Genomic DNA, 21460 nt, shown 5'->3' on the forward strand with positions numbered 1-21460 from the left:
ATGCTGGCGGTGACTCGGCCGGTTGAGCTGGTCCGGTGTCGGTGACGGTATGCCGGCCGGGGCGGGGACGGGGTCCATCCGCGAGGCGTGCCGGTCGACCAGGAGCCGGCTCCACAGCCGCTCAGGGTCAGATCAACCGCTCACCTGGGAGGGGGAGGGGTGGCCGCCGGCGGCCAGCTCCGACCCCCGGGAGCCGGGTCCGTGCCGGGCGAGGTTGGGTCAACTGCGCCACTGTGGCGGTGTCCGCCGGGGGCGCGGTCCGTGACACGAGAGCCGACACCGACTCAGGCTGTTCCGGCAGCGTCCGTCCGTGCGTCAAGGTCCGCTTGACGTGGCGGACCGGGCGGCGGCCCCTCCCCAGGAGGGCGGGTCGACGGCACACGGGATGGCGAGGCATCTCGGGGCTGCGAGAACGCAGCTGGGCGATCGTGGGCATCACGGCCAGTCGATCCGACCTAAGTCATCGATTTCCGCCTCGTCTTCCTCCAGTCGGTCGGCAATGTCGTCCAGCATCTCCGCCACATCTTTCCATTGGGCCAATGCGTCACCGGCCCGATAAAACTCCATCACGCAGCCGTTCTTTGGGCCGCCGCGTAGGTCCACGAATAGATTCCCCCCGCCGTGGTTGGTGGCGACGGGCAACCAGGCAGGCAGCCAGGTCTCGCAAACCGTTCCGGCCGGACGGTTGTTTTCCGAATTCACGAAGTCGTCCCACTGGTCGAGGGGTGTGACCTTCCGAGCGGAATCCATCCATAAGCGGCGACTCTGCAACGCTTGAGCGATCGGGTAAGGCACGAAGCCTGGCGGATTAGGGCCACGTCCGCGCTGGTGGTGTAAGAGACGGCCATCGCGGGATCCGGTCTGATGCTATGCGGCGATCGGTGCAGCGTCGGGCTGGTCGGTGTCGTGTTGGCCGGTGTCGATCGTGATCAGGCGGGCTTTGGCGAGTAGTTCCAGGCCCATGTAGCGACGTCCTTCGGTCCACTCGTCGGTCTGTTCGGCACGGAGAACTCAGGCATGGCGGCACGGTGCAGGGCTTGGGCGTCACGGCCGCTGGCAACGCCGGGACGGAACAGGTCGAGGGGTGTGGACACGACTCTCCTCACGGGGTGGCAGGGACGAAGACGAAGCACCACCAGCCGTGGGCGTTTGTCCGCTGGTGGTGTTCGTCGTGTCTCCTGGCACCGCCGGAAGGGCGGCTCACGCCGGAGGGCGGCTGGCTGGTGACGCCAGTTACCGCCGATAGGTCATGTCCTTTGCGCTCGTGGACTCGGTAATGAGGCCGGCACGGGTGGGCGCCTGGGATGTCGGCATCCGGTGGGTCGCCGCAGGCTGCCCCCACCCGTGGACGTGTAGCGAATCCGGGCCATCGTGGACGGCAGAGACGCCGTACTGGACCGCTCAGCGGATTCGGGGAACCGGCACAGCGGCCGGTGCGATCGAGAGCCGGCGGGACAGAGCCCGCATCAGCGGCAGGAAGGCCGCTCGGAATCTCCGACGCCGAGTCCAGCGGTCCGGCCAAAGGGCCGCGCTGGCGTAATCGACGAGCGTCAGAGTAGCACCGGGTACCGACACGTCAACCCGCCGTCACCGCGCCTACCGGATTGGCGAGCTTGATCCACCTTACGTTTTTGGTGTCAGCAGACGCACTCGAAGGACAAGCCGCTACTCGCTGGGGTCGCGATCCAGGCTGCACGGACAGGGGGATGCTGTTGCGTCTCCGCCCAGGTATCCGCCAGCGCGGCGGCGCGTAGCGGTCCAGTGGGAGCAAACCTGAACCCTGTGTCCCGAACGTCAAGGCTGTCCAGGTCAATCAGATCAGCGTCATCGTCGAAAGCCAATTCCAAATCGAGCTGCCATAGTTCGAGCTGCCCGTGAGAGTCGTCATGATCACGGACATCAGCGATGGCGACCTGCCGGGTGAAGGTCAGAATCAGACGGTTGTCGCTCCAGGACCGTCGGCCCCACTGGACGATGAAGCCGTCAGCATCGGAGTCCGGAGTCGGATCGATGCCGTCAATGTCCAGTTGCAGAAACTCAGCGAACGCACTCCATGCCGCCTGCACGTCGGTCACCGAGGCCTGCTCGATGCCATGCCGCCGCAGGATATGTGCGAACGCGTCAAGGCTGCTCCGCCAAGGGATCTGCATGTGCCCAGCATGCCCCGACGGGAAGCCCGGCTGCCGGCCGGTGTGGGAGGACTTTCTGTACGTCTATCAAGGCGGCCCTTGACGGGCCGCACGCGCCGCCGCCAGGGCGCGTGTCCGTCGCTGCGCTGGCGCTCCGACTCCGGCCACGCAGAACGCCCGGCGGCTGGCGCGGAGAGCGGGTAGCCCGGTGGGCCGCCCGATGACGACAGCAGGGTTGACCGGGTGGTGGGCCGGCAGCCGGCCGGGCCGCGCGGCCACGAGCCCGCGCGGCGTAGGGGAGCGCACGCCGGCCGCGTCGGCGAGTTGGCGGCGGTTTCGGGGTTGCGGTTACTGCGCCTCCGGCGGGGGCGCTCCGGCTCCAGGATGGCCGGGGCTCCGTCGGCGGCTCGCGGTCCGTGGGTGGTTGCGGTAGGCCATCCCGCCTGCCATCGACCCGGGCAAGCCGAGCAGACCACCGCCCGACCCGCCAGCGTCCGAACCTGCGTCAAGGTCCGCTTGACATGGCGGGTCGGGCGGCGGGTCGCTCCCCCAGAGGGCGGGTCGACGGCAGACGGGATGGCAGGAGCAAGTCTGTGGAGTCTTTGCCCTCCAAGTGGCAATCTCACATCATGGCCGACATTGCCCCCCACGCCGAGCTTGTTGAAGGTCTCTACCGAGCTATCGGACGGGTTGTCTCCGAAAGTGCGAAGTTAGAAAGAGTGCTGCGCAATACTTTATCTGAACTCGAATACACCGATCGTCTCATTATTTTATTCGAAGGCCAGTCGTGGGAGTGGCTAGCGCAGAGCGTGAAAGTTGTGCTTGATCAGTTCGTCTGCATCCATTGGGAGGGCGAGCGTAATGAAATGATTGGCCTGATAAACGAGATGACCGAGCTTCGCGATATGCGGAACTGGGTGGCTCACTCGACATGGCGAATCGACTGCTACTTCGAGGGTAGCGACGATGAAGAGTGCCTTCCGTCCGAAAGGGCGAGGTTGAGTCCCGAGAGTGCGTTCCACTTCAACCGAAGCAGATTTCGGAAGTGGCGCGCAGAAAGACAGCTTACAATTGAAGACGTCGAGGAAATCGCCGACAGGATACGAGATCTCCGTGAAAGGCTGTCTGACTGCAGTCGGCGGATCGACTTGCGACGACGGCACCTGCCAGACGTCGAGCCAGCAGCGGAGGCCGCTGGGTGACTAACTCTGGTGACGACGGAGGCAGGAAGGGACAAACACCGGTGGACGCTGGCGGACTGTTCGGCCAACTCGGCACGGCCGTTTCCGCAGTTCACCGACGTGTGATTGTTCCTTCACACCGAACAAACCGCCGTTCCAGGGAGGGAGTCGAGCAATGGAAGAGCGTGAGCTTCGTGCCAGGTGCCTCATCCTGGTGCGGCTGATACGAACGGCGACCGGATCCGAAAAGGACGGTGATGGGTACTTCCAAGAGCTGGAGCGCCTCAAGCCCAATCCGAACTGGGTCGACCTCATGTTCTACCGAACTCCGGATCTGTCTGACAAGGAGGTCGTCGACGAGGGGCTCGCCTACCGCCCAATAGCTCTTTAGGCCGGTGAGGCCGGCGAAGGGTGTGGCCGGCCTGTGAGGCGAGTGCCCAACAACCAGGGTTCGCGCCCCGTGTGATGTAGGGGTCTCTCAGACAGATGGGTGACTATTTGGGTGACGATCGGGACGGACACCAGCGGACTGTCGCGGACACTGGGGGATCATCCTGGCAGCTCAGCGACTTCAGAGCCGCAGGTCACCGTCCGGTGTTGGTTGCCTGGGGGTCAAACGCCGGCTTGACGGCCCGTAGGAGATCATCGGATGGCGACCAAACCCGAACGCATCAATCCCAGAGCGGCGGCTGGACAATTTCGCCGTTACTCTCGCGTCTCATGCGCGCCGTCAAATCCGAGGTCTCTCGCTCCCCCAATTGCAGGAGCAGCTTGATGGCGGCTGGGCCGAGTTCACGGATGGTGAACATGGCGTTTGTGTGGCCGGTAGCGGTTCCCGTAATGAAGTCCGCAATTAGATTGCGTCCACTCGTCATCGCTATTGCTGCACTATTCGCAATAGAACCACCCCGCGAAGCTAGGTGGCGGCCGCGGTCGGACGAGTGTGGACGGGGGCCGTCTTGGAGCCGGGCCCATCGGCGTCAGCGGACACTGGGGCCTTTGCCGAATCCGCCTTGTGAGCGAGACGTCACGGGGACGATCCGGCAAGCGCCCGTTGCGTGTAGGTCCCGCCGGCGAGCGCCAACGGCGATCAGGGACGAGATCGGGGAGATCTCTACTGTTTGGCCCAGTAGCGGAAGACCTCCTGGACCGAGCTGTGCCACGGAACGCCGCCGTCGTCGTAACCCTTGCCCGGTGCCCCTGTCTTCTCGTTGACTACCAGGGCTGCTAGCGAGGGTTCGCCCGCAGCGATGCACAGATCCGAGAGTTGATCGAGTACTGGTGGCATCTGGTGACCGAGAGGCACGCCAATCATGCCGATCGCTACGCCCAATTCCTTGTACGTCACCAGCGAGCGGCGGCGGGCTGCCATGATCAGGGCCCCTCGCGCCTGGAGGACCTGCTGTTGTCTCGTCGTTAAGGCCACAAGGGACATACTGCCGTCCGTGGCTCGTGCAGGGAAGGCCACTAACCTTCGGGCCCGCCGAGCAGCCAATCGAGCAGCCAAACCGGCGAGCAGCAGCGGACGATCGCGGACTGGGGCGCCAGGTCGAGGAGAAGGACCGGGCGGCGGACCAGCAGGCGGGACCGACTCGTAATGCGTAGATCGACGGTTGGTTGCCCTACTTGCAGCCAGGCGAGGAGCGGAAGTGCCGGTCAGGCGCCTGCGGTCGAGGGGCGTCAGACCCGCACCCAGTTGCCGCAGCCGCGGCTGGTGAACATCTCGTCCGACGACCGGATGGTCACCCGGACCTTCGTCGCCGCGGTGATGAAATTATTGGCGATGATCCGCCCGTTGGCGCCGGTGCGCTCCCAGTAGCAGTCGATCACCTTGCCGTCGAGCAGGTGCGCGGTGGTCTGGTAGGTGCCGGGCTTGACTTCGGATCCGACCTCGAAGCTGCCCTCGTCCATGCCGGTCTGCGCCTTCTTCCAGGTCGGCAGGAACTGCGGGCAGTCCTTCAGCCGCTTCGCGTCGACGAAAGTCTTGTTCTCAATGTAGGCGTCGAGCAGGCTGCCCTGCTTGTGGGAGGAGTATGAGGCGTCGCAGGCGTCGCCCGCGATGAAGTCGTCGTCGCAGCCGCCTTCGTAGTGCTCCAGGCTGGTGTCGCAGGGCGTCCACGCGGGGGTGGGGCTCGGCGGCGCCGGTGGGCTCGTGCTGACAAGAGGCGAGGGGGAAGGGGTGGCCAGAGGGGACGGACTGGCCGAGGTGGTCGCGGTAGACGGCTTCGACGCGGTGGCCGCTTGCGGCTCCCCGTCCGCGCCGCAGCCGGCGACGGCGAGCAGTGTGAGCGCAGTCGCCAGCACGGTGAGGTGTCGCTTCATGCCGTGATCATGGCTGTTTGGCCCGTTGTTTTGGGTCGCCCATCCGACTCGTGCCGAGCAGCATTCGGCGTGGCGGGAGTTCACACGTTAGGTGAGCAGCCGACAGATTGAGGCCGCCTCCCCCCGGCGGGGCCACCTTCAGTGGGCAGGGGGGCCGACAGCAGCGGCCTGACATCAGTCGTTGACATCAACGGTGGAGGCCGACGCTGGACGAGTGCGGACGGATGCCGTCGCCGAGCCGGACCCGGTGGATGCCAGCGGACGCTGCGACCTTTGCCGAAAGCGCCTTGTAAGCGAGATGTCGCCGGTTTGATCCCGAAAGAGGCTCTAGCGAGAAGACATGGCCGTCGGTCAAGGCAGCCGTGGCCTGTAGAGGGTCGAACAGCGCACCGGCGAGCCCAAAGACAGATGCCCCGAGCCTAGGCTCGGGGCATCTGCGTGCCTATGCTGTCGCTGCAGACCCGAAGTCCACGCGACTAGGCGCGGAGCGGCTGTCGCCGCTGGCGCTACAGACCCGAAGTCCACGCGCCTGCGTCAAGGATGCAGCCTCTGTCAAGACTTGTCAAGTTGACTCGATTGCAGGTCGTGGGCAGGCGATGGCTGTTGAGGGACGTTCGCCTGCGAAGCCAACCAACTCTGATGTTCATACACTCTCACACCGAAGTCTCTGCTCTTGTGGCCCTGCTGCAAGCTGACTATGCCCAACTCGGCCCTCAGATGCGCCGCAACTCGTCCCTTCAAGTTGTTGTGTTTCGCTAGCCCGCAATCGGCTCTAAAGCTATGCGCGACCGCACCAGTAAGAATGTCCACCAGTTGCAGGCCCTCGGTTGCACCCGAATCTACTTGGACAACAGAGACCACAGCTAGCCGCTGAAGTCGTCTGTTGCACTCTTCGCGCACAGTTGTCTCGAACGAGATGTGGTTCGGCGCTGAGTAATTGTCCGCGAGGACTGACACGAGTTCGTAGGGGCGGATGCTGCCTATTAGTAGCTGAGTCGCTAGCTTTCCGTAGGCTGCGAAGGTGTCACCGAATCGGGCTACAGGATCGGCTGTGTGTCGATCCGCTACGAAGCACGAGAAAGTGGCGGAGCTTAGCAATAAGTCAATCAGATCCGTCACCGCAGTTTTGTTCGACGCTTTTATGCTGGACCATTTGAACTCCTCCCAGTATTTGTGCGCCTTCCGTAGCTGCTTCACTTGCTTCAGTAGTGCGGAGTGGTCGGGAACGCGAAGGAGGCCCACCGTGAAAAAGCGATCACTGGAGATGGCGCCAGACTCATCGAAGAACGCGACCGACGTAGGGTGGCTTCTGTGGAGCATGCAGGGACGTCGGTGAGCCGGCGGCTTCGAGGGCACAGCACGCTCCTAGTCTAGGCAGTGTCCATTGTGGTCAGCAATCTAGCATCGCCCCTCAGCCGAGGGAAGCATCAGCTCGCTTGCGAGACCTGCGTCCCCGGATTCTGTTGCCCTGGCGCCTGCGCAGGCTGCTCGCGGTCGGGCATCTCCGCCAAAGAGTCAAGTCGGCTCAGGTCTAGGTGGTAGACGTTCCTAAAGCGCCTTAGCTCGAAGACGTCATTAGAGACGGGCCGGCGTCTTACTGTCACAAGTCCTGATCGTTTTAACTCGCCAAGACCAACGCTGCGCGTGTCTTCCGACAGTGAGTATCTTTGATCGGCAACTCTCGGACTGAACCATATCTCCCCTGCGGCGGACCCGCTATGCTCAGTGAGTAACACGAGCAGCATGGATAGTGCAGGCGCCGACAATGTTGCGAGCCATCCATTCGTGAAGAAATGTGGTGGAAGCTGAATGTATCGGTGTCTCGCTAGAATTTTGGGTTCTGCGCTTCTGCTCTTGGCGCGATTGTATGCCGCTCCTGGAACCCGATAGCTGCGTCCTGTTCCAGTCTCTTCCAGAAGAGTAATTCTGTTCGGGTGGCCGGGAACGCCTTCGACGGTTACAAACCTGTTTTCTTCAAGCCACACTACAGCGTCGTTGATCCGTCTTGCTCCCCTGCCGGAAGGGTCAGGCAGATCCAGCAGCGTTGCCCAAGCCCTAGCCGGGTAGGACACGTCGTGTGGCGGGGCTGCGGCAAGCCAGATTATTGAAAGGTACAGCTTCAGGCGCACAGCTCCACCGCGGCCGCCCCTCATCATCCGGGCGAGGGGAGTAGGCGCTGAGACGTCGGGCCGCTGGACGAAGAGTCGTCGTACTTGGGCAGCACGCGACCTGTTGCGGCGGGCTACGGCTTCGGCCGCTGCCAGCGCGTCAGGGCTGGGTCGTCGCATCGCCGGATCCTCCAACTCGTGTCGCCTGTGCCCGGGCGTGCGGGTATCTGAGGAGTGATTTACGGGTAATCATTAGGGGCTATCACATACTCCCGGTCACCAGAACTACCCACCTCCGGAGTGAAGGTGGGGGTATCTCCGGCCGCAAGACCACCGGCACCGGCCCAGAGGGGGGGCCTAAGCCGTTGTGACCGGGGGCCCCATCAACGGTACGCTACGAGCAACGACCTCAACGGCGGACCTAGATTGCTGAGTCCCTCGTCAGGCCAGTGGGCACGCTTGCTGAGATCGGGAGCAACGGAGCAGCTGTCGAACGGATCACGGTCTCTGCACGGGCGGAGCCGCCGGACGTACAGTCCGGGAGCCTCGCGGTGCCAGGGACCAAGCCCTAGCTTGGGAGGCTCCCGGCCGGTGTGCAACTGGCCTTGCCCGGAAGCCCAGGAGTAGTAGGGCGGGCCGCCGGCAGGGGCGAGGCAGCGAGGAGGCAGCAGAAGCCTTGATCCGGCTCGGTGCCGGATGCCAAAGGACAGCGGCCCACACCTGCTAGCCAGCATGATCCGCTAGGAGACGGCAACAGTCGGCAACTTCGGTCCGCATCCCCCCGACGGGCGTCGCTGGCGGTTGGGGACAGCGTCAGCGGCCGACGCGAATGCGGTCAGCGGCGTACAGCTCGCGTGAGCCGTCGGCGCGGAAGATCACGATGACCGGGATGCCCTCGCCCATCTCCAGCTCGCGTCGCTCGACGGGTGTGGGCATCCGAGCGGTGGCGGTGTCGCCCTTGAGGAGCGTCACCGTCTCGGTCGGCTCGACGGCGCGGACGAACGTGCCGCGCGGTGGTTCCACGATCACGAGCCCTTCCGACCGGAGTAGCGCTACCGCCTGTCGGACGCTCGTGCGACTCAGCCCGTACTCCTGAGCCAACCGCAGCTCACTGGGCAGCGATGCCCCGGGCGCTAGGTCGCCAGACGTGATCCGGTCTCGCAGGAGGTCCGCGAGCTGCCGGAACACGGCACGATCCGCACTGGGGTCGATCACGAACTTGACGCTATGCGTCCAACAGCCCTACATCTTATTGTATCTACAGTCCTACGTCATTACGGTGACGTGGCCTGCGGCATTGCACCGAGGGCCCGCCCAACGTGCTGTCCGCGATGTTGACCGACACCCGAGGAGAGACCTGGTGCCTCGCGTCTCGTACGAGGAGTACTTGGTAGCCGTCGCGCTCACTCTCGCCAGACGGCACCGGCCGGTCTGGTCATGGCGGCGATGGCGGAAGGTCTGCCGATGTGGAGGCGAGCTGCCCTGCCACACCAGGCATCGAATCCCGATCAACAGAGGGCACTGGCCGTCAGACCACGACCGGCAAGGCGCCCCGGCATCGAAGTGGCGGGCAGCGCGGAAGACGCTGCGATGACGACACACCTTCCGGTCACACCGGCTTGGGCGTGCGGCGACTGCGGTGCCGACTGGCCCTGCCAGCCCCGGCGGCGCGAGCTGCGAGCCGAGTACGAACGCGCCCCGGTGTCGTTGGCCCTCTACCTCGCCGCCCAGCTCGTCGACGCCGCCCAGGACCTGGCCCACATCCCCGCCAACCACCTGCACCACCGATTCCTCGGCTGGACCCGATGAGCATCCTGCGACCCGGCGACGAGAAGTTCCACTACAGCGACGGCTCCCACAAGTGGATCCCGCCAGACCCCCGACTACGACCAGGAGGTCTGGGACGAGCAGGTCCGCCAACACAAGGAAGGCCACCTCAGAAACGAGCAGCCCAAGGTCCGCATCCAGCGCCTCGTCTGACGCCAGCAGTACAGCAGCGAAGTACAGCAACCGTGCCAGCCGAACCGGACCGAGATGCGCGTCAACAGGCCGGACAACCTCGAACGACACACGATCCAACCGGCTCGCCGGCAATCCATAGGTTCAGGGTTCGAGTCCCTGGCGGCCCACCACAAACCGCCTCGGAGCTGTGAGAACGCCGGACGAAGATCATCGGGCACAATCAGGGCACAACTCAACTCCGATCTTGGTGCAAGTGGCGGTGCCGGAAGTACCGGTCCGACCACCGAGCCAGCCTGCCGGGTGACCAGACTGCGCGCGGCGCGGTTCACCACGTACTCGGTCTCGGCGGGCCTGACCGGATCCCTCCGGGTGGGACACGAACCGACCCTCCGGGGCGGCTGGCCGACCCGTGGGTGCCGGCCAGCCGACACCCACGGGTCACGCGACTCAGTCGACGTCGAAGACGCCCTGTCGGACGGCCTCGTCCCAGGCGACCTGGGCGATCTTGTTCTGCCCACTGATCGACGGGTGGAAGCCGTCGAGGACCGACAGGTCCGACGCCGTGAACGCGGCGTTGTGCACCGCGCCGTTGTCGTAGAACACGTTGGCCCGCTCCGCGGCGAGCTTGGCCAGCCGCTGGTTGTACTCGTCGACCCGTGCCTCCACTGCGGCGCGCCGCGCGTTCGCGGCGGACGAGGTGTCGGTCGGGTTGGCCAGCATGACCTCGCAGATGCCGATCAGGTTCCAGCGCGTCCGGATCAGGAAGTTCTGCTGGCCGATCCGGTAGAGCGACATCATGCTCGGCACCGAGGCCAACAGCACCCGGGTGTTCGGGTTCTTGGCCCTGATGATGTCGAGCGCCTTACGCACGTTTGCCTCGAAGGCGTCCGGCGGGGTGGTGCCCGACGGGGTCGAGGCGTAGCAGATGTCGTTCCCGCCGATCAGGATGGTCACGTAGTCGGCGTTGGCGTTGGCGAGGGCGTTGGTCGCCTGGGTGGCCAGGTGGACCGAGCGTTCGCCGCCCTTGGCGTAGTTGCCGCCGGTCATGTCGACCCCGTACGCCTCCAGGCGCCGCAGGTGCGAGTTGACCGCCGTACTGGTGCCGGTGGACCAGGAGTTCTGCGGCTGGGCGTTCTGGGTCCCGTCGGCGACGGCCGCCCGGGTGATGGAGTCGCCGAGCGCGACCATCCGCGCGCTCGAGGGCACTGCCGCCACCGCGGCCGGCGGGGCCAGGATCGCGGCGGTCACCACTGCCGCGACACTGGAGAGGAGGGTCCGGTGAGAGATCACATGGGCTCCGGAAGGTGGTCGAAAGGCTTGCCGCCGTCGGCCGAACCGCTGGTCCGGGGCGGGCAGCGATTGTCACCCGCGAGCGTAGAACTAGACGATCATCGCTGCCAGCAGTCGATGGCGATCGTTGGGCCGTGTTACGGAAACGACGCCAACCGGGCGTGTCCCGCCCCGGCCGTCGGCTTCCTCGGGCTGGTCACGGGTGAGCCGAACGGGCTGGACCGGCGGTAACCCCGGTACCCCCGGCGGTCGATCTCTGCGATACAAAGCCGGTCCACTGGCAGGACGGCTCCGCGAGGCGGGCGAGTCGTTGACGCATCTGGTCGACCGGAGCGTCAGGAACGCGTGACCTCGTGGCAGGGTCTTGCCCACCGTCTGGACCTGAATCCGAGGAGAACCATGTCGAAGGACGTCACCGTCGATCTCATCCGGTCGTTGATCGAGGCCATGGACGGACCGTCGTTGGCCAGGGAGATGCGCGGGCCTGTGAAGGGCTGGGAGTCGCTGGCGATGATCCTGGAGTTCGGCGAGGGCTATCGCAGCGCGCACGGGTACGCGTACTCGCCGGATGGCGTCATCACGGCCGTGTCCTGTGGCTGGTCGAGCATCGAATCGGCGGTCCAGGCGTACTTGGGGAGCCACTACGAGCCCGGTGATCTGCTGCCCGTGAAGATCCTCGTGCAGTTCGACCGGACGACCGGCAGGTACCAGGTGACGTTCGAGGACTCGGACGAGGAACGCTGGGCGGTGAAGCCGGCCAACTTTAGGGAGATGCGCGAAGCGCTGCGCCCGAAATTCGACTGACACAAGTCGTGACCTGGGCGTACTGCGTCCAGGTGTGCCCGCTCGCTGAGGGAACGGCGTTGCGCAACCCCCGCGCCGGCCGGTTAGGCTGCTGCCATGACCAGCTCGCCCGCGTACCCGATGACGTCCACCGACGTCCAGATCGGCGCGCGGCGACGCCGGCGGTTCCGCGACCGCCTGCGCTGAGTCTTCTTCTCCTGCGACCGGCGGATCGAGCCGCCGGTCATCGTCGATCGTCCTCGGTCCGCCCGCATCCCATCCGGTGATCCGCGCGGCGGATCCGAGCGAGATCGGCGTACCCCATGGATCTGGAAAAACTGCTGGCCGACCGGCTGGCGCCGGCGTTCGCGACGGTGGCCGGCGGGCCGGTGGACCCGGTCGTGCGGCGCTCCCAGCGCGCGGACTTCCAGTCCGACGCGGCGCTGGCGCTGGCCCGGCGGCTCGGCCGGCCGCCGCGCGCGATCGCCGCCGAGGTGCTGGACCGCGCGGAACTGGCCGACCTGTGCGGCGCGGCGGAGGTCTCCGGGCCGGGCTTCCTCAACCTGACGATCGCCGATCGGGCCCTCGGCGGACTGGTTACCGCGCTGGCCACCGATCCACGGCTCGGGGTGCCGATGGTCGCCGAGCCGGAGACGGTGGTGGTCGACTACTCGGCGCCGAACGTGGCGAAGGAGATGCACGTCGGGCACCTGCGGTCGACGGTGATCGGCGACGCGGCAGCCCGGCTGCTGGAATGGCTGGGGCACCGGGTGCTGCGGGCCAACCACCTGGGTGACTGGGGCACGCCGTTCGGCATGCTGATCGAGCACCTGGTCGACCTGGGCGGGGCCGAGGCAGCGCGCGAGCTGTCCATGGGTGACCTGGACTCGTTCTACAAGGCCGCCCGGGCCACGTTCGACGCGGATGAGGCGTTCCGGGAACGGTCCCGGCGGCGGGTGGTGGCCTTGCAGAGCGGCGATCCAGGGACGCTGCGGCTGTGGCGGTTGCTGGTGGAGCAGTCCGAGCGGTACTTCATGACCGTCTACGACCTGCTCGACGTGACCCTCACCGAGCGGGACTTCCACGGTGAGAGCAGCTACAACGAGCTGCTCGGCCCGGTGGTCGAGGAGCTGGACCGCCTGGGGCTGCTGCGGGAGAGCGAGGGTGCGGCCTGCGTGTTCCCGCCCGGCTCGGTGGGCCGTGACGGCGAGCCGCTGCCGCTGATCGTCCGCAAGTCCGACGGCGGGTACGGCTACCCGGCGACCGACCTGGCGGCGATCCGGCACCGGACGGGCACGCTGGGCGCCACCCGGCTGCTCTACGTGGTCGGGCTACCGCAGCGGCGGCACTTCGACATGGTCTACGCCGCCGCCACGCAGGCCGGCTGGCTGGCCCCGCCGGCCCGGGCCGAGCACGTCGGGTTCGGCTCGATCCTCGGGCCGGACGGGCGGATGCTGCGCAGCAGGGCCGGCGGCTCGGTGAAACTGGTCGGACTGCTGGAGGAGGCGATCGTCCGAGCCACCGCGCTGGCCCGGGAGCGGAACCCGAACCTGGGCGAGGCGGAGGCGTGCGAGGTGGGCCGGGCGGTCGGCATCGGCGCGATCAAGTACGCCGACCTGTCCAGCGACCGGCACAAGGACTACGTGCTCGACTGGGAGCGGATGCTGTCGCTGGACGGCAACACCGCGCCCTATCTCCAGTACGCGTACTCGCGGATCCGGTCGATCTTCCGGCGGGCCGGGGTGGCGGCCCGGCCGGAGGTGGCGATCTCGCTGGCCGATCCGGCCGAACGGGCGCTCGCGTTCGAGCTGGTCGGTTTCGGCGCGGTGGTCGGCGAGGTGGCGGACAGCCTGGAGTTCCACCACCTGACCGGATACCTGTACCGGCTGGCCGTCGCGTTCAGCGCGTTCTACGAGCGCTGCCCCGTGCTGCGCGCCGACGAGCCGGTCCGGGAGAGCCGGCTGGCGCTCTGCGACCTCACCGCCCGGGTGCTCCAGCAGGGGCTGTACCTGCTCGGCATCAGGACTCCCGAACGCATGTGATCCGTCCTATGCCGTACGCCCGCCGCGCCCTGCCGCTCAGGTCGATGTCGAGGCAGCAAGCTGCCGTACGAGGTTGCGGAAGTCCCCTGTCCCACCCTCGCCGTCGTGGATCTGCACCCGGTGGTGTGCCGTGCCCTGTGCGCCGTCACCTGTGTCCCGTGCTGGGCGTGCGATGTGTGTCGGGGAATCGAACCCCCGCGCCTGCCCTTGGCGCGCCAGGAGTGAGCCGGGTTACCCGCCGACTCTCGGGTTCGTGCACGCCTCCACGTCGGCTACCTGCTCCGCAACTCGTCAGTCCAGCAGGTCGACCTCCCAGTTCGTCCGCTGGATCAGCGTGTCGACCTCGCGCAGCTGCCGGGCGAGGTCGTCAGCCTGCCTGCGCAACTCCGCCACCGGCAGCGCCGGGACCATCTTCAGCTCCGACCGCAGCTGCCGGTACCCGCGCTGGCCCTCGCCGGCCGCGGCGTCCGCCGCGGAGGTGACCACGCTGTGCCGCATGCGGAGCACGTCGCGGCGCGCGAGCGCGTCGGTGAGCGTGCCACCCTCCACCAGGGTGGCGGCGTTGGTGCGGTTGATCCGCCGGATCAGCGCCTCCAGCTCGCCGAGCACCTCGCCCGCCTCGACGAGGAGAGCCGAGGCGTCCTCGGCGGGCGCCTCACCCTCCTGGTAGCGAGCGCTGGCAGCGATGCGGGCACGGAGTTGTTCGGCGCGACGCGCCGCATCCGCACGCAGCGCAAGTGCCTCAGCAAGCTTCATGGGCACCAGTATGGCCAGCGAAGATCAGCGCCGCTCCCCAATTCTTCCCGGGCCTCAGCGTCCATGCATCGAGCGTAGGCCGCGCGACACCGGGTAGGGGTTCCCTGTCAGTACACCCACCACCAGGGACTTCTCCCCGCTCGGGCGGGCACGTTGACTGGTTGCAGTGGCCTTGCGGGGCCGTCCCGATCGAAACGAACGGAGCGCACCAGGATGCGTCAGGTTGTCATGTACAAGCCCGGGGACGTACGCGTCGAGGAGCGCCCGGACCCGACGATCATCGAGCCGACCGACGCGATCATCCGCCTGGCCGCGACCTGCATCTGCGGCAGCGACCTCTGGCCGTACCGTGGCGCCGAGCCGGTCGACCACCAGGTCATGGGCCACGAATACGTCGGCGTCGTCCAGGAGGTCGGGTCCGAGGTTCGCACCGTCAAGGTCGGCGACTTTGTCGTCGGCTCCTTCTGGGCGTCCGACAACACCTGCGACATCTGCAAGGCCGGCTACCAGGCGTACTGCGTGCACCGCGTCCTGATGGGCGCCATCGGCACCCAGTCCGAGCTGGCCCGCATCCCGCTCGCCGACGGGACCCTGGTGGCGACCCCCGGCCAGCCCGACCCGGATCTCATTCCGTCGCTGATGGCGGCCTCCGACGTACTGGGCACCGGCTGGTTCGCGGCCGTCGCTGCCGAGGCCGGACCCGGCAAGACCGTCGCGGTCGTCGGGGACGGCGCGGTCGGCCTACTCGGCGTCCTTGCCGCCCGGCAGCTCGGCGCGGAACGCATCCTCGCCTTCAGCCGCCACCCCGACCGGCAGGCGCTGGCGCGGGAATTCGGCGCCACCGGCATCGTCACCGAACGCGGCGACGCCGGCGTCAAGAAGGTCAAGGAGCTGACCGGCGGCCTGGGCGCCCACAGCGTCATCGAGGCCGTCGGCACTCAGGAAGCCATGATGCAGGCCATCCACTCCACCCGCCCCGGCGGCCACGTCGGCTTCGTCGGGGTGTCCCACGATGTCGCCATCCCCGGCGACGAGCTGTTCATGGCGGGCGTCCACATCCACGGCGGCCCCGCCCCGGTCCGGCGCTTCCTACCCGAGCTGATCCAGCTCATCTGGGACCGCACGATCGACCCCGGCAAGGTCTTCGACCTCACCCTGCCGCTCGATCGGGCCGCAGAGGGCTACCAGGCGATGGACCAGCGCACCGCCACCAAGGTCCTACTCACCCTCTGACCCGGTGCCGGACCCAACACCGGGAGATGCCATGCCAGCCACACGCGCAGCCGTCCGCACAGCGCTGTCGGCGATCCTCGGCCTGACCCTTGCCGGCTGCGGCGGCGACGGTCAGCCCGGCGACACCGGCGAACGACCGTCCGCCACATCACCCAGCAGCGCCGGCCGGTCCACGGCACCAGCGAGCGGCACCGCCGCCTCCCCGGGAGAACAGGTGAAGATCCAGATCACCATCAACGACCAGCGCTTCCAAGCCACGATCTTCGACAGCGCCGCCGGCCGTGACCTGCTCGCCCAGCTGCCGCTGACCGTCAACATGATCGACCACGGCTCCGTCGAGAAGACCGGCCCGCTGCCCGCACCGCTGTCACTGAACGGCCAACCAGACGGGGCGGATCCCGACGTCGGCGACGTCGGATACTACGCGCCCGGCAACGATCTCGTCCTCTACTACGGCGACCAGTCGTACTTCCCCGGCATCGTGATAATCGGCCGCCTCGACGGCGATTCCGCCAGCCGCATCGCCGACCTCGACGGCGCCGTCACCGCGACCGTCGAGCCCTTCGTGGCCTGATCTCCACCCGAGCGTGCCGCCGGGAGACACAATGAACCCCACCTACGACTTCACCGGCCAGGTTGCCCTGGTCACGGCGCCAGCTCCGGCATGGGGCTGGCCACCGCGCAGGCGTTCGCCCATGCCGGAGCCGCGGTCGTCCTGGCCGACGTCAACGACGCGGCCCTGCAGGCCGCCACCGCGGCACTGGCCAACCAGCCCATCGGCCGATTCGGTCAAGCCGACGAGATCGCCTCCACCGTGCTCTGGCTATGCAGCCCCGGCGCCAGTTTCGTCGTCGGCGTCGCCCTCCCCGTGGACGGCGGATACACCGCGCAGTAGGGAAGACCGGCAACAGCCACACGGGGCACGTCCGTCCCCCGTTGCTCCAACCCCTGCTGCCGGATAGCGGCCCCTTCCGGATCCGGTGGGCTGTTCCATGCTGGAACAGCCCACCGGCAGGGCGGGTGCAGTCGGACGACGCACCACCGCACCCGCCCCCCACCGGCGCGGCGACGACACCCGCCGCGCGGGGTTGGAAGCCTCAGGGCGTGTACGGCGTGTCCGTGCGGCTGATCTCGACGAGCCGGCTGCCGCTGAGCTCGTAGACGGCCGTACGTCGCACGGCGACCTCCGCCGAGGACGCGTCCTCGGGGCGGGTCAGGTAGACCACCGTCGCCCGTCGCGACTTGATCGAGACCGACTCGACCGGCGTCCGGTCGCCGATGTCGACCATGGTGACGTAGACGGGCTGACCGTCGATGTTGCCGTACATCACGACCTGCCAGAACTTGCCGGTCCCGCCGCCGTCCATCAGCACCGGGACCAGCGCGTCGGCCGCCTCGTCGCCGGTCAGGTCGCCGACGGCACACGGCTGTTGCATGTGCACGACGGTGCCGTCCTCCCCGGACCACATGCCGTCGACCAGCGGGATCGGTTCGGCGTAGCCGTTGTACCGCTCGGTTCCGTTGCCGAGCGCGGCGGTCTTGAGCTGCTCGCAGGTGAGGGCCCGGAGCGTGGCGGGCGCCCCCGATGTGTCGGGTACGGCCGACGGCGCCGGGTCCGGGTCCGCTGTCCCGTCGTCCGCGCCGGCGGGGCTGGCCGTCGGCCGTGCGGAGGCCACCGGGTCCGGGGCGTCCGGCGGCGTGGTGATCGTGACGCATCCGCTCAGCGCCGCCACCAGGGCGAGTGCCGCGACGGGCAGCAGGGTCCTACGCATTGATCTTCTCTCTCCTCGGGTGGCCCGGAGCGTAGTGCGCCTCCGCCACGGTCAGCGGCCAGCGGACGGAGGGCGGCGCTGTCGGCTCCCGCCGGAGCGGGGAGGCTGACGGTAGGAGAGAGCGGGAGCTGGGCCGGGCCCGACGAGGTCCCGGTCAGGTGGGCGGGCCGCCGTGCTGGTCGAGCCTGTCGCGGAGCGTGCCGGCGAAGTCCTCGGCCATCGCGAGCTGGTCGCGCAGCGCGCCGACGCGTGCGGTGGCGGCGGTGTGGAACATGCCGAGCCGGTCGAGCAGGGCGGCCCGCTCGGCACCCCCGGCCGTGTCGAGGGCGTCGAGGACGGCGAGCAGGTCGCGCATCTCGTCGAGGGTGAAGCCGAGGGGCTTCATCCGCTTGACCACGGCGAGCCGGTCGAGGTCGGGCGCGGTGTAGAGGCGGAAGCCGCCATCGCTGCGGGCCGACGGGACGATCAGGCCGACGTCCTCGTAGTGCCGGATGGTGCGGATGCTCAGCCCGATCCGCTCGGCAACCTCGCCGATCTGCATCAGCCGCCCGCCGCCGGCGCCGGGGGCGGGCACCGACGCCGCGCCCGGGCCGGGGACGGGCTCCGGTTCGGCCGTACGGTCGCCGGCCATCAGTGGCCGACGCCGAGCCGGCCGGCGAGGGTGCCGTGGATGTGGGCGCTGGGGCGGTTCAGCTCGACGATCTCCACGGTCTTGCCGCGGGCGGCGTACTTGGTGGTGACGGCGTCGAGGGCGGCCACGGAGGAGGCGTCCCACACGTGGGCGTGCGTCATGTCGATGATCACGCTGTCGGGGTCGTTCGCGTAGTCGAACCGGCCGACCAGGTCGTTGCTGGAGGCGAAGAAGAGCTCGCCGTGCACCGAGTAGATCCGGGTCGTCCCCTCGGGGTCTAGGACGCTGGTCACCTCCACCAGGTGGGCGACCCGGCGGGCGAAGACGACCATCGCGGTGAGCACGCCGACGACGACGCCGACGGCGAGGTTGTGGGTGGCCAGGGTGGTGACGACGGTGGTCACCATGACGATCGTCTCGCCGTACGGCATCCGCCGGAGCGTGGCCGGGGCGACCGAGTGCCAGTCGAACGTCGACACCGCGACGATGACCATGACGGCGACCAGGGCGGCCATCGGGATCACCGCGACCACGTCGCCGAGCGCGACCACCAGGATCAGCAGGAAGACGCCGGCCAGGAAGGTCGACAGCCGCGTACGGGCGCCGGACGCCTTCACGTTGATCATCGTCTGGCCGATCATCGCGCAGCCGCCCATGCCGCCGAAGAACCCGGTGACGATGTTCGCCACGCCCTGCCCCCACGACTCCCGGGTCTTGCTGGAGGGGGTGTCGGTGATGTCGTCGACCAGCTTCGCGGTCATCAGCGACTCCATCAACCCGACCAGCGCGATGCCCAGGGCGTACGGGGCGATCAGGGTCAGGGTGTCCATGGTCCAGGGGATCTGCGGCAGGCCGAGCGTGGGCAGGCTGTCCGGCAACGCCCCCTCGTCGCCCACGGTCGGCACCGCCGCGTGGGTGGTCACGGTGACCACGGTCAGCACCACGATGGCGACCAGCGGCGCCGGGACGGCCCGGGTGAGCCGGGGCAGCCCCACCATGATCGCCAGCGCGACCGCCACGAGCGGGTAGACCAGCCACGGCACCCCGAGCAGGTGCGGCACCTGGGCGACGAAGATCAGGATGGCCAGGGCGTTGACGAAGCCGACCATCACGCTGCGCGGGATGAACCGCATCAGCTTCGCCACCCCGAGCACCGCCAGCAGGATCTGGATCGCGCCGCCGAGGATCACCGCCGCGACGAGGTGATCGAGGCCGTACTCCTTCGCGAGGGGCGCCACGACCAGGGCGACCGCGCCGGTGGCGGCGGAGATCATCGCCGGCCGCCCGCCGCAGATCGCGATGGTCACCGCCATGGTGAACGAGGCGAAGAGGCCCACCCGGGGGTCGACCCCGGCCAGGATCGAGAAGGAGATCGCCTCCGGGATCAGCGCCAGGGCGACAACCAGGCCGGCGAGGACCTCGGTGCGGAACACCTTCGGCGAGAGCCAGGACGGGCGGGGCAGGCGCGGACGGGAGGCCGCGGACAGCACAGACGACATACAGCCATTTCCACTGGGGGGACGGGCTCGCGCGGCGCGGCGGCCCAGCGGACCCTACTCTTCCGTTACGGAAGAGTTCCCGTCCGCGTGGCGATCGTCACGACCGCCGCGGGCACGCCCCGCCGAGCGCGCCCGGCCGGTCAGGTCGGCCCGGTGCCCGGGGCCGGGACCGCCTTCTCGGCGGCGCGGCTCACCTCTTCCCAGCCGGCCCAGACGTCCATGCGTCGCTTCGAGACGTCGAAGGCGAGGTCGTAGACCATGCTGCCCAGCAGCAGCCGCAGCGGCGGGTCGTCGCTGGAGACGAGCTTCATCAGCGCCTCGGCGGCCAGCCGGGGTTCGCTGTCGATCGACCCCGCCCACTGCCGTGCCAACTCCTCCCGCAGCGGGTCGTAGGCGGGCTGCGGGGTGGCCGCCGTGCTGCTGGTGTAGAGGTCCGTCCAGTAGCCGCCCGGCTGGACGATGGTGACCTTGACGCCGAATGCTGCGGCCTCGGCGGCCAGCGCCTCGCTCATGCCCTCCAGCGCGAACTTGCTCGCGCTGTAGAGCCCCGTGCTGGGAAAGCCGCCGAGGGCGCCGATGCTGGATATCTGCACGACGTGCCCGCCGCCCTGGGCGCGCAACTGCGGCAGGACGGCCTGGCTGACCCAGAGCGCGCCGAAGAAGTTGAGGTCCAGTTGGGCGCGGGCCTCGGCCTCGGTGAACTCCTCGACCATGCCCATGAAGAGCGCCCCGGCGTTGTTCACGACGACGTCGAGCCGGCCGAAGTGCCGCACCGCGCGGGCGACGACGTCGAAGACCGCCGCGCGGTCCGTGACATCGAGGCGCAACGCCAGCAGGCGGTCGGGATGCCGGGCGGCGAGGTCGTCGAGCGGCGAGACGTCCCGGGCCGCGCCGACGACCATGTCGCCGGCGGCGAGCGCGGCCTCGGCGAAGGCGCGACCGAGGCCACGGCTGGCGCCGGTGATGAACCAGACCCGCGGTGCGGCGGTGGCTGAGGCTTCCATGGGAACTCCTTCTCTGGCGAGACGGACCGTCTCGTCTTGTTGGCGCGAGTGACCCTACCCGATCGGGCCCCACTGTCAAGACGGACCGTCTCGTCTCATCTTCTTGCTAGATTGGGCCCGTGCCCACGCAGAAGGTCGCCCCCGACTCCAGCCGTCGCAGCGAGACGGCACGCCGCGCCATCCTCGCCGCCGCCTTCGACCTCGTCGGCGAGGTGGGCTACGCGAAGCTCAGCATCGAGGGCATCGCCGCCGCCGCCGGCGTCGGCAAGCAGACGATCTACCGCTGGTGGCCCTCGAAGGGCGCCCTGCTGTTCGACGCCTTCCTCGCGCTCACGACCGACGGCGGGCAGGACGGGCAGAGCGGAGCCCTGCCCGACACCGGCGACCTGGCCGCCGACCTGAAGCTGGTCCTGCGGTCCATCGTTGACGAGCTGAACGATCCGCGCTACGACCTGCCCATGCGCGCCCTGCACACCGAGATCGTCCACGACCCCGCCCTGGCCGCCGACTACGCGGAGCGGCTGGACGGGCCCATGCGGGAGCTGAAGAAGGAGCGCCTGCGCGCCGCCCGGCGCGCGGGGCAGCTCGCCGAGGACGTCGATCTCGACGTGGCCGTCGACCTGCTCTTCGGGCCGGTGCTCAACCGCTGGCTCCAGCGCACCGGCCCGCTGACCCACGAGTACGCCGACCAGGTGGTGGACACGGCGCTGCGCGGCCTGCGGCGGCACGAACCGTAGGCCCGGCGGCC

22 protein-coding genes and 1 pseudogene are annotated in these 21460 nt (G+C 68.2%); 9 read left to right on the top strand and 14 right to left on the bottom strand.

What is annotated here, in order from left to right; translation table 11 throughout:
• Nucleotides 1–435: 435 nt before the first annotated feature.
• The 3 genes and pseudogenes from ACLQ22_RS30825 to ACLQ22_RS30835 all read right to left on the bottom strand — a co-directional run bounded on the left by ACLQ22_RS30825 (nt 436) and on the right by ACLQ22_RS30835 (nt 2150).
• Nucleotides 436–750, bottom strand: coding sequence for a hypothetical protein (locus ACLQ22_RS30825; RefSeq protein WP_425695405.1), 315 nt, complete (start codon nt 748–750; stop codon nt 436–438).
• 117 nt (nt 751–867) lie between these two features.
• Nucleotides 868–1002 (bottom strand): annotated as a pseudogene (locus ACLQ22_RS30830) (IS256 family transposase); the annotation flags it as partial.
• A 635-nt stretch (nt 1003–1637) separates the two neighbouring features.
• Nucleotides 1638–2150: a hypothetical protein gene (locus ACLQ22_RS30835; protein ID WP_425695406.1), complete on the bottom strand. Its 513-nt coding sequence runs from the start codon at nt 2148–2150 to the stop codon at nt 1638–1640.
• A gap of 608 nt (nt 2151–2758) precedes the next feature.
• Here ACLQ22_RS30835 and ACLQ22_RS30840 point away from each other — a divergent pair.
• Together ACLQ22_RS30840 and ACLQ22_RS30845 are read left to right on the top strand one after the other, a co-directional pair.
• Complete coding sequence (locus ACLQ22_RS30840) at nt 2759–3331, top strand: hypothetical protein (protein WP_425695407.1); 573 nt, start codon at nt 2759–2761, stop codon at nt 3329–3331.
• A gap of 154 nt (nt 3332–3485) precedes the next feature.
• A complete protein-coding gene (locus ACLQ22_RS30845) occupies nt 3486–3701 on the top strand; it encodes a hypothetical protein (RefSeq protein WP_425695408.1) in 216 nt (71 codons plus the stop codon).
• Between the two features lie 280 nt (nt 3702–3981).
• On the opposite strand, the gene ACLQ22_RS30850 is transcribed toward ACLQ22_RS30845, so the two are convergent.
• From ACLQ22_RS30850 to ACLQ22_RS30870, 5 genes are all read right to left on the bottom strand, one after another.
• Nucleotides 3982–4119 carry a hypothetical protein gene (locus ACLQ22_RS30850; RefSeq protein ID WP_425695409.1) on the bottom strand — a complete coding sequence of 46 codons (138 nt, stop codon included), beginning with the start codon at nt 4117–4119 and terminating at the stop codon, nt 3982–3984.
• Nucleotides 4120–4424: 305 nt separating this feature from the next.
• Nucleotides 4425–4682 (bottom strand): hypothetical protein, encoded by a 258-nt coding sequence (locus tag ACLQ22_RS30855; protein WP_425695410.1) that lies wholly within the window; start codon nt 4680–4682, stop codon nt 4425–4427.
• Nucleotides 4683–4990: 308 nt separating this feature from the next.
• A complete protein-coding gene (locus ACLQ22_RS30860) occupies nt 4991–5632 on the bottom strand; it encodes a hypothetical protein (RefSeq protein ID WP_425695411.1) in 642 nt (213 codons plus the stop codon).
• A gap of 552 nt (nt 5633–6184) precedes the next feature.
• Nucleotides 6185–6952 carry a DUF3800 domain-containing protein gene (locus tag ACLQ22_RS30865; RefSeq protein ID WP_425695412.1) on the bottom strand — a complete coding sequence of 256 codons (768 nt, stop codon included), beginning with the start codon at nt 6950–6952 and terminating at the stop codon, nt 6185–6187.
• 1601 nt (nt 6953–8553) lie between these two features.
• Complete coding sequence (locus ACLQ22_RS30870) at nt 8554–8955, bottom strand: winged helix-turn-helix domain-containing protein (protein WP_069088172.1); 402 nt, start codon at nt 8953–8955, stop codon at nt 8554–8556.
• 375 nt (nt 8956–9330) lie between these two features.
• Here ACLQ22_RS30870 and ACLQ22_RS30875 point away from each other — a divergent pair, with 375 nt between their 5' ends.
• The gene (locus tag ACLQ22_RS30875; RefSeq protein ID WP_327030197.1) at nt 9331–9549 is read left to right on the top strand and encodes a flavin reductase; all 219 of its coding nucleotides are present in this window, start codon (nt 9331–9333) and stop codon (nt 9547–9549) included.
• 600 nt (nt 9550–10149) lie between these two features.
• Here the strand turns inward: ACLQ22_RS30875 and ACLQ22_RS30880 are convergent.
• Nucleotides 10150–10992, bottom strand: coding sequence for an SGNH/GDSL hydrolase family protein (locus ACLQ22_RS30880; protein ID WP_425695413.1), 843 nt, complete (start codon nt 10990–10992; stop codon nt 10150–10152).
• Between the two features lie 399 nt (nt 10993–11391).
• Here ACLQ22_RS30880 and ACLQ22_RS30885 point away from each other — a divergent pair, with 399 nt between their 5' ends.
• Together ACLQ22_RS30885 and argS are read left to right on the top strand one after the other, a co-directional pair.
• Nucleotides 11392–11796 (top strand): hypothetical protein, encoded by a 405-nt coding sequence (locus ACLQ22_RS30885; protein ID WP_425695414.1) that lies wholly within the window; start codon nt 11392–11394, stop codon nt 11794–11796.
• A 302-nt stretch (nt 11797–12098) separates the two neighbouring features.
• Nucleotides 12099–13817 carry an arginine--tRNA ligase gene (gene argS, locus ACLQ22_RS30890; protein WP_425695415.1) on the top strand — a complete coding sequence of 573 codons (1719 nt, stop codon included), beginning with the start codon at nt 12099–12101 and terminating at the stop codon, nt 13815–13817.
• A 291-nt stretch (nt 13818–14108) separates the two neighbouring features.
• Here argS and ACLQ22_RS30895 read toward each other — a convergent pair whose 3' ends face one another.
• Nucleotides 14109–14573, bottom strand: coding sequence for a DIP1984 family protein (locus ACLQ22_RS30895; RefSeq protein WP_425695416.1), 465 nt, complete (start codon nt 14571–14573; stop codon nt 14109–14111).
• A 213-nt stretch (nt 14574–14786) separates the two neighbouring features.
• Between ACLQ22_RS30895 and ACLQ22_RS30900 the strand changes: the two genes are divergently transcribed.
• The 3 genes from ACLQ22_RS30900 (at nt 14787) to ACLQ22_RS30910 (ending at nt 16701) form a co-directional block, all read left to right on the top strand.
• Complete coding sequence (locus ACLQ22_RS30900) at nt 14787–15806, top strand: zinc-dependent alcohol dehydrogenase family protein (RefSeq protein WP_425695417.1); 1020 nt, start codon at nt 14787–14789, stop codon at nt 15804–15806.
• Between the two features lie 31 nt (nt 15807–15837).
• A complete protein-coding gene (locus ACLQ22_RS30905) occupies nt 15838–16380 on the top strand; it encodes a cyclophilin-like fold protein (protein ID WP_425695418.1) in 543 nt (180 codons plus the stop codon).
• 90 nt (nt 16381–16470) lie between these two features.
• The gene (locus ACLQ22_RS30910; RefSeq protein ID WP_425695419.1) at nt 16471–16701 is read left to right on the top strand and encodes an SDR family oxidoreductase; all 231 of its coding nucleotides are present in this window, start codon (nt 16471–16473) and stop codon (nt 16699–16701) included.
• A 202-nt stretch (nt 16702–16903) separates the two neighbouring features.
• Here the strand turns inward: ACLQ22_RS30910 and ACLQ22_RS30915 are convergent, their stop codons facing one another.
• The 4 genes from ACLQ22_RS30915 to ACLQ22_RS30930 form a co-directional block, all read right to left on the bottom strand.
• Nucleotides 16904–17578 carry a hypothetical protein gene (locus ACLQ22_RS30915; protein ID WP_425695420.1) on the bottom strand — a complete coding sequence of 225 codons (675 nt, stop codon included), beginning with the start codon at nt 17576–17578 and terminating at the stop codon, nt 16904–16906.
• Nucleotides 17579–17732: 154 nt separating this feature from the next.
• Nucleotides 17733–18209, bottom strand: coding sequence for a MerR family transcriptional regulator (locus ACLQ22_RS30920; protein ID WP_425695421.1), 477 nt, complete (start codon nt 18207–18209; stop codon nt 17733–17735).
• Nucleotides 18209–19708: a SulP family inorganic anion transporter gene (locus ACLQ22_RS30925; RefSeq protein WP_425695422.1), complete on the bottom strand. Its 1500-nt coding sequence runs from the start codon at nt 19706–19708 to the stop codon at nt 18209–18211. The genes ACLQ22_RS30920 and ACLQ22_RS30925 overlap by 1 nt, the downstream gene beginning before the upstream one ends.
• Nucleotides 19709–19848: 140 nt before the next feature.
• Entirely contained in the window at nt 19849–20712 is an 864-nt protein-coding gene (locus ACLQ22_RS30930) for an SDR family NAD(P)-dependent oxidoreductase (RefSeq protein ID WP_425695423.1), read from the bottom strand.
• 119 nt (nt 20713–20831) lie between these two features.
• Between ACLQ22_RS30930 and ACLQ22_RS30935 the strand changes: the two genes are divergently transcribed.
• Nucleotides 20832–21449 carry a TetR/AcrR family transcriptional regulator gene (locus ACLQ22_RS30935; RefSeq protein ID WP_425695424.1) on the top strand — a complete coding sequence of 206 codons (618 nt, stop codon included), beginning with the start codon at nt 20832–20834 and terminating at the stop codon, nt 21447–21449.
• The last annotated feature ends 11 nt before the right edge of the window (nt 21450–21460 follow it).

It is taken from the genome of Micromonospora sp. DT178, from assembly GCF_049841695.1.
Classification (GTDB): Bacteria; Actinomycetota; Actinomycetes; order Mycobacteriales; family Micromonosporaceae; genus Micromonospora.

Coding starts and splice junctions, on each gene's coding strand:
- ACLQ22_RS30865 (WP_425695412.1), bottom strand. CDS start 6,952: ATGCTCCACAGAAGCCACCCTACGTCGGTCGCGTTCTTCGATGAGTCT.
- ACLQ22_RS30895 (WP_425695416.1), bottom strand. CDS start 14,573: ATGAAGCTTGCTGAGGCACTTGCGCTGCGTGCGGATGCGGCGCGTCGC.
- ACLQ22_RS30900 (WP_425695417.1), top strand. CDS start 14,787: ATGCGTCAGGTTGTCATGTACAAGCCCGGGGACGTACGCGTCGAGGAG.
- ACLQ22_RS30835 (WP_425695406.1), bottom strand. CDS start 2,150: ATGCAGATCCCTTGGCGGAGCAGCCTTGACGCGTTCGCACATATCCTG.
- ACLQ22_RS30925 (WP_425695422.1), bottom strand. CDS start 19,708: ATGTCGTCTGTGCTGTCCGCGGCCTCCCGTCCGCGCCTGCCCCGCCCG.
- ACLQ22_RS30825 (WP_425695405.1), bottom strand. CDS start 750: ATGGATTCCGCTCGGAAGGTCACACCCCTCGACCAGTGGGACGACTTC.
- ACLQ22_RS30850 (WP_425695409.1), bottom strand. CDS start 4,119: ATGTTCACCATCCGTGAACTCGGCCCAGCCGCCATCAAGCTGCTCCTG.
- ACLQ22_RS30860 (WP_425695411.1), bottom strand. CDS start 5,632: ATGAAGCGACACCTCACCGTGCTGGCGACTGCGCTCACACTGCTCGCC.
- ACLQ22_RS30920 (WP_425695421.1), bottom strand. CDS start 18,209: ATGGCCGGCGACCGTACGGCCGAACCGGAGCCCGTCCCCGGCCCGGGC.
- ACLQ22_RS30855 (WP_425695410.1), bottom strand. CDS start 4,682: ATGGCAGCCCGCCGCCGCTCGCTGGTGACGTACAAGGAATTGGGCGTA.
- ACLQ22_RS30910 (WP_425695419.1), top strand. CDS start 16,471: ATGGGGCTGGCCACCGCGCAGGCGTTCGCCCATGCCGGAGCCGCGGTC.
- ACLQ22_RS30845 (WP_425695408.1), top strand. CDS start 3,486: ATGGAAGAGCGTGAGCTTCGTGCCAGGTGCCTCATCCTGGTGCGGCTG.
- ACLQ22_RS30885 (WP_425695414.1), top strand. CDS start 11,392: ATGTCGAAGGACGTCACCGTCGATCTCATCCGGTCGTTGATCGAGGCC.
- ACLQ22_RS30840 (WP_425695407.1), top strand. CDS start 2,759: ATGGCCGACATTGCCCCCCACGCCGAGCTTGTTGAAGGTCTCTACCGA.
- ACLQ22_RS30905 (WP_425695418.1), top strand. CDS start 15,838: ATGCCAGCCACACGCGCAGCCGTCCGCACAGCGCTGTCGGCGATCCTC.
- ACLQ22_RS30915 (WP_425695420.1), bottom strand. CDS start 17,578: ATGCGTAGGACCCTGCTGCCCGTCGCGGCACTCGCCCTGGTGGCGGCG.
- argS (WP_425695415.1), top strand. CDS start 12,099: ATGGATCTGGAAAAACTGCTGGCCGACCGGCTGGCGCCGGCGTTCGCG.
- ACLQ22_RS30930 (WP_425695423.1), bottom strand. CDS start 20,712: ATGGAAGCCTCAGCCACCGCCGCACCGCGGGTCTGGTTCATCACCGGC.
- ACLQ22_RS30875 (WP_327030197.1), top strand. CDS start 9,331: ATGACGACACACCTTCCGGTCACACCGGCTTGGGCGTGCGGCGACTGC.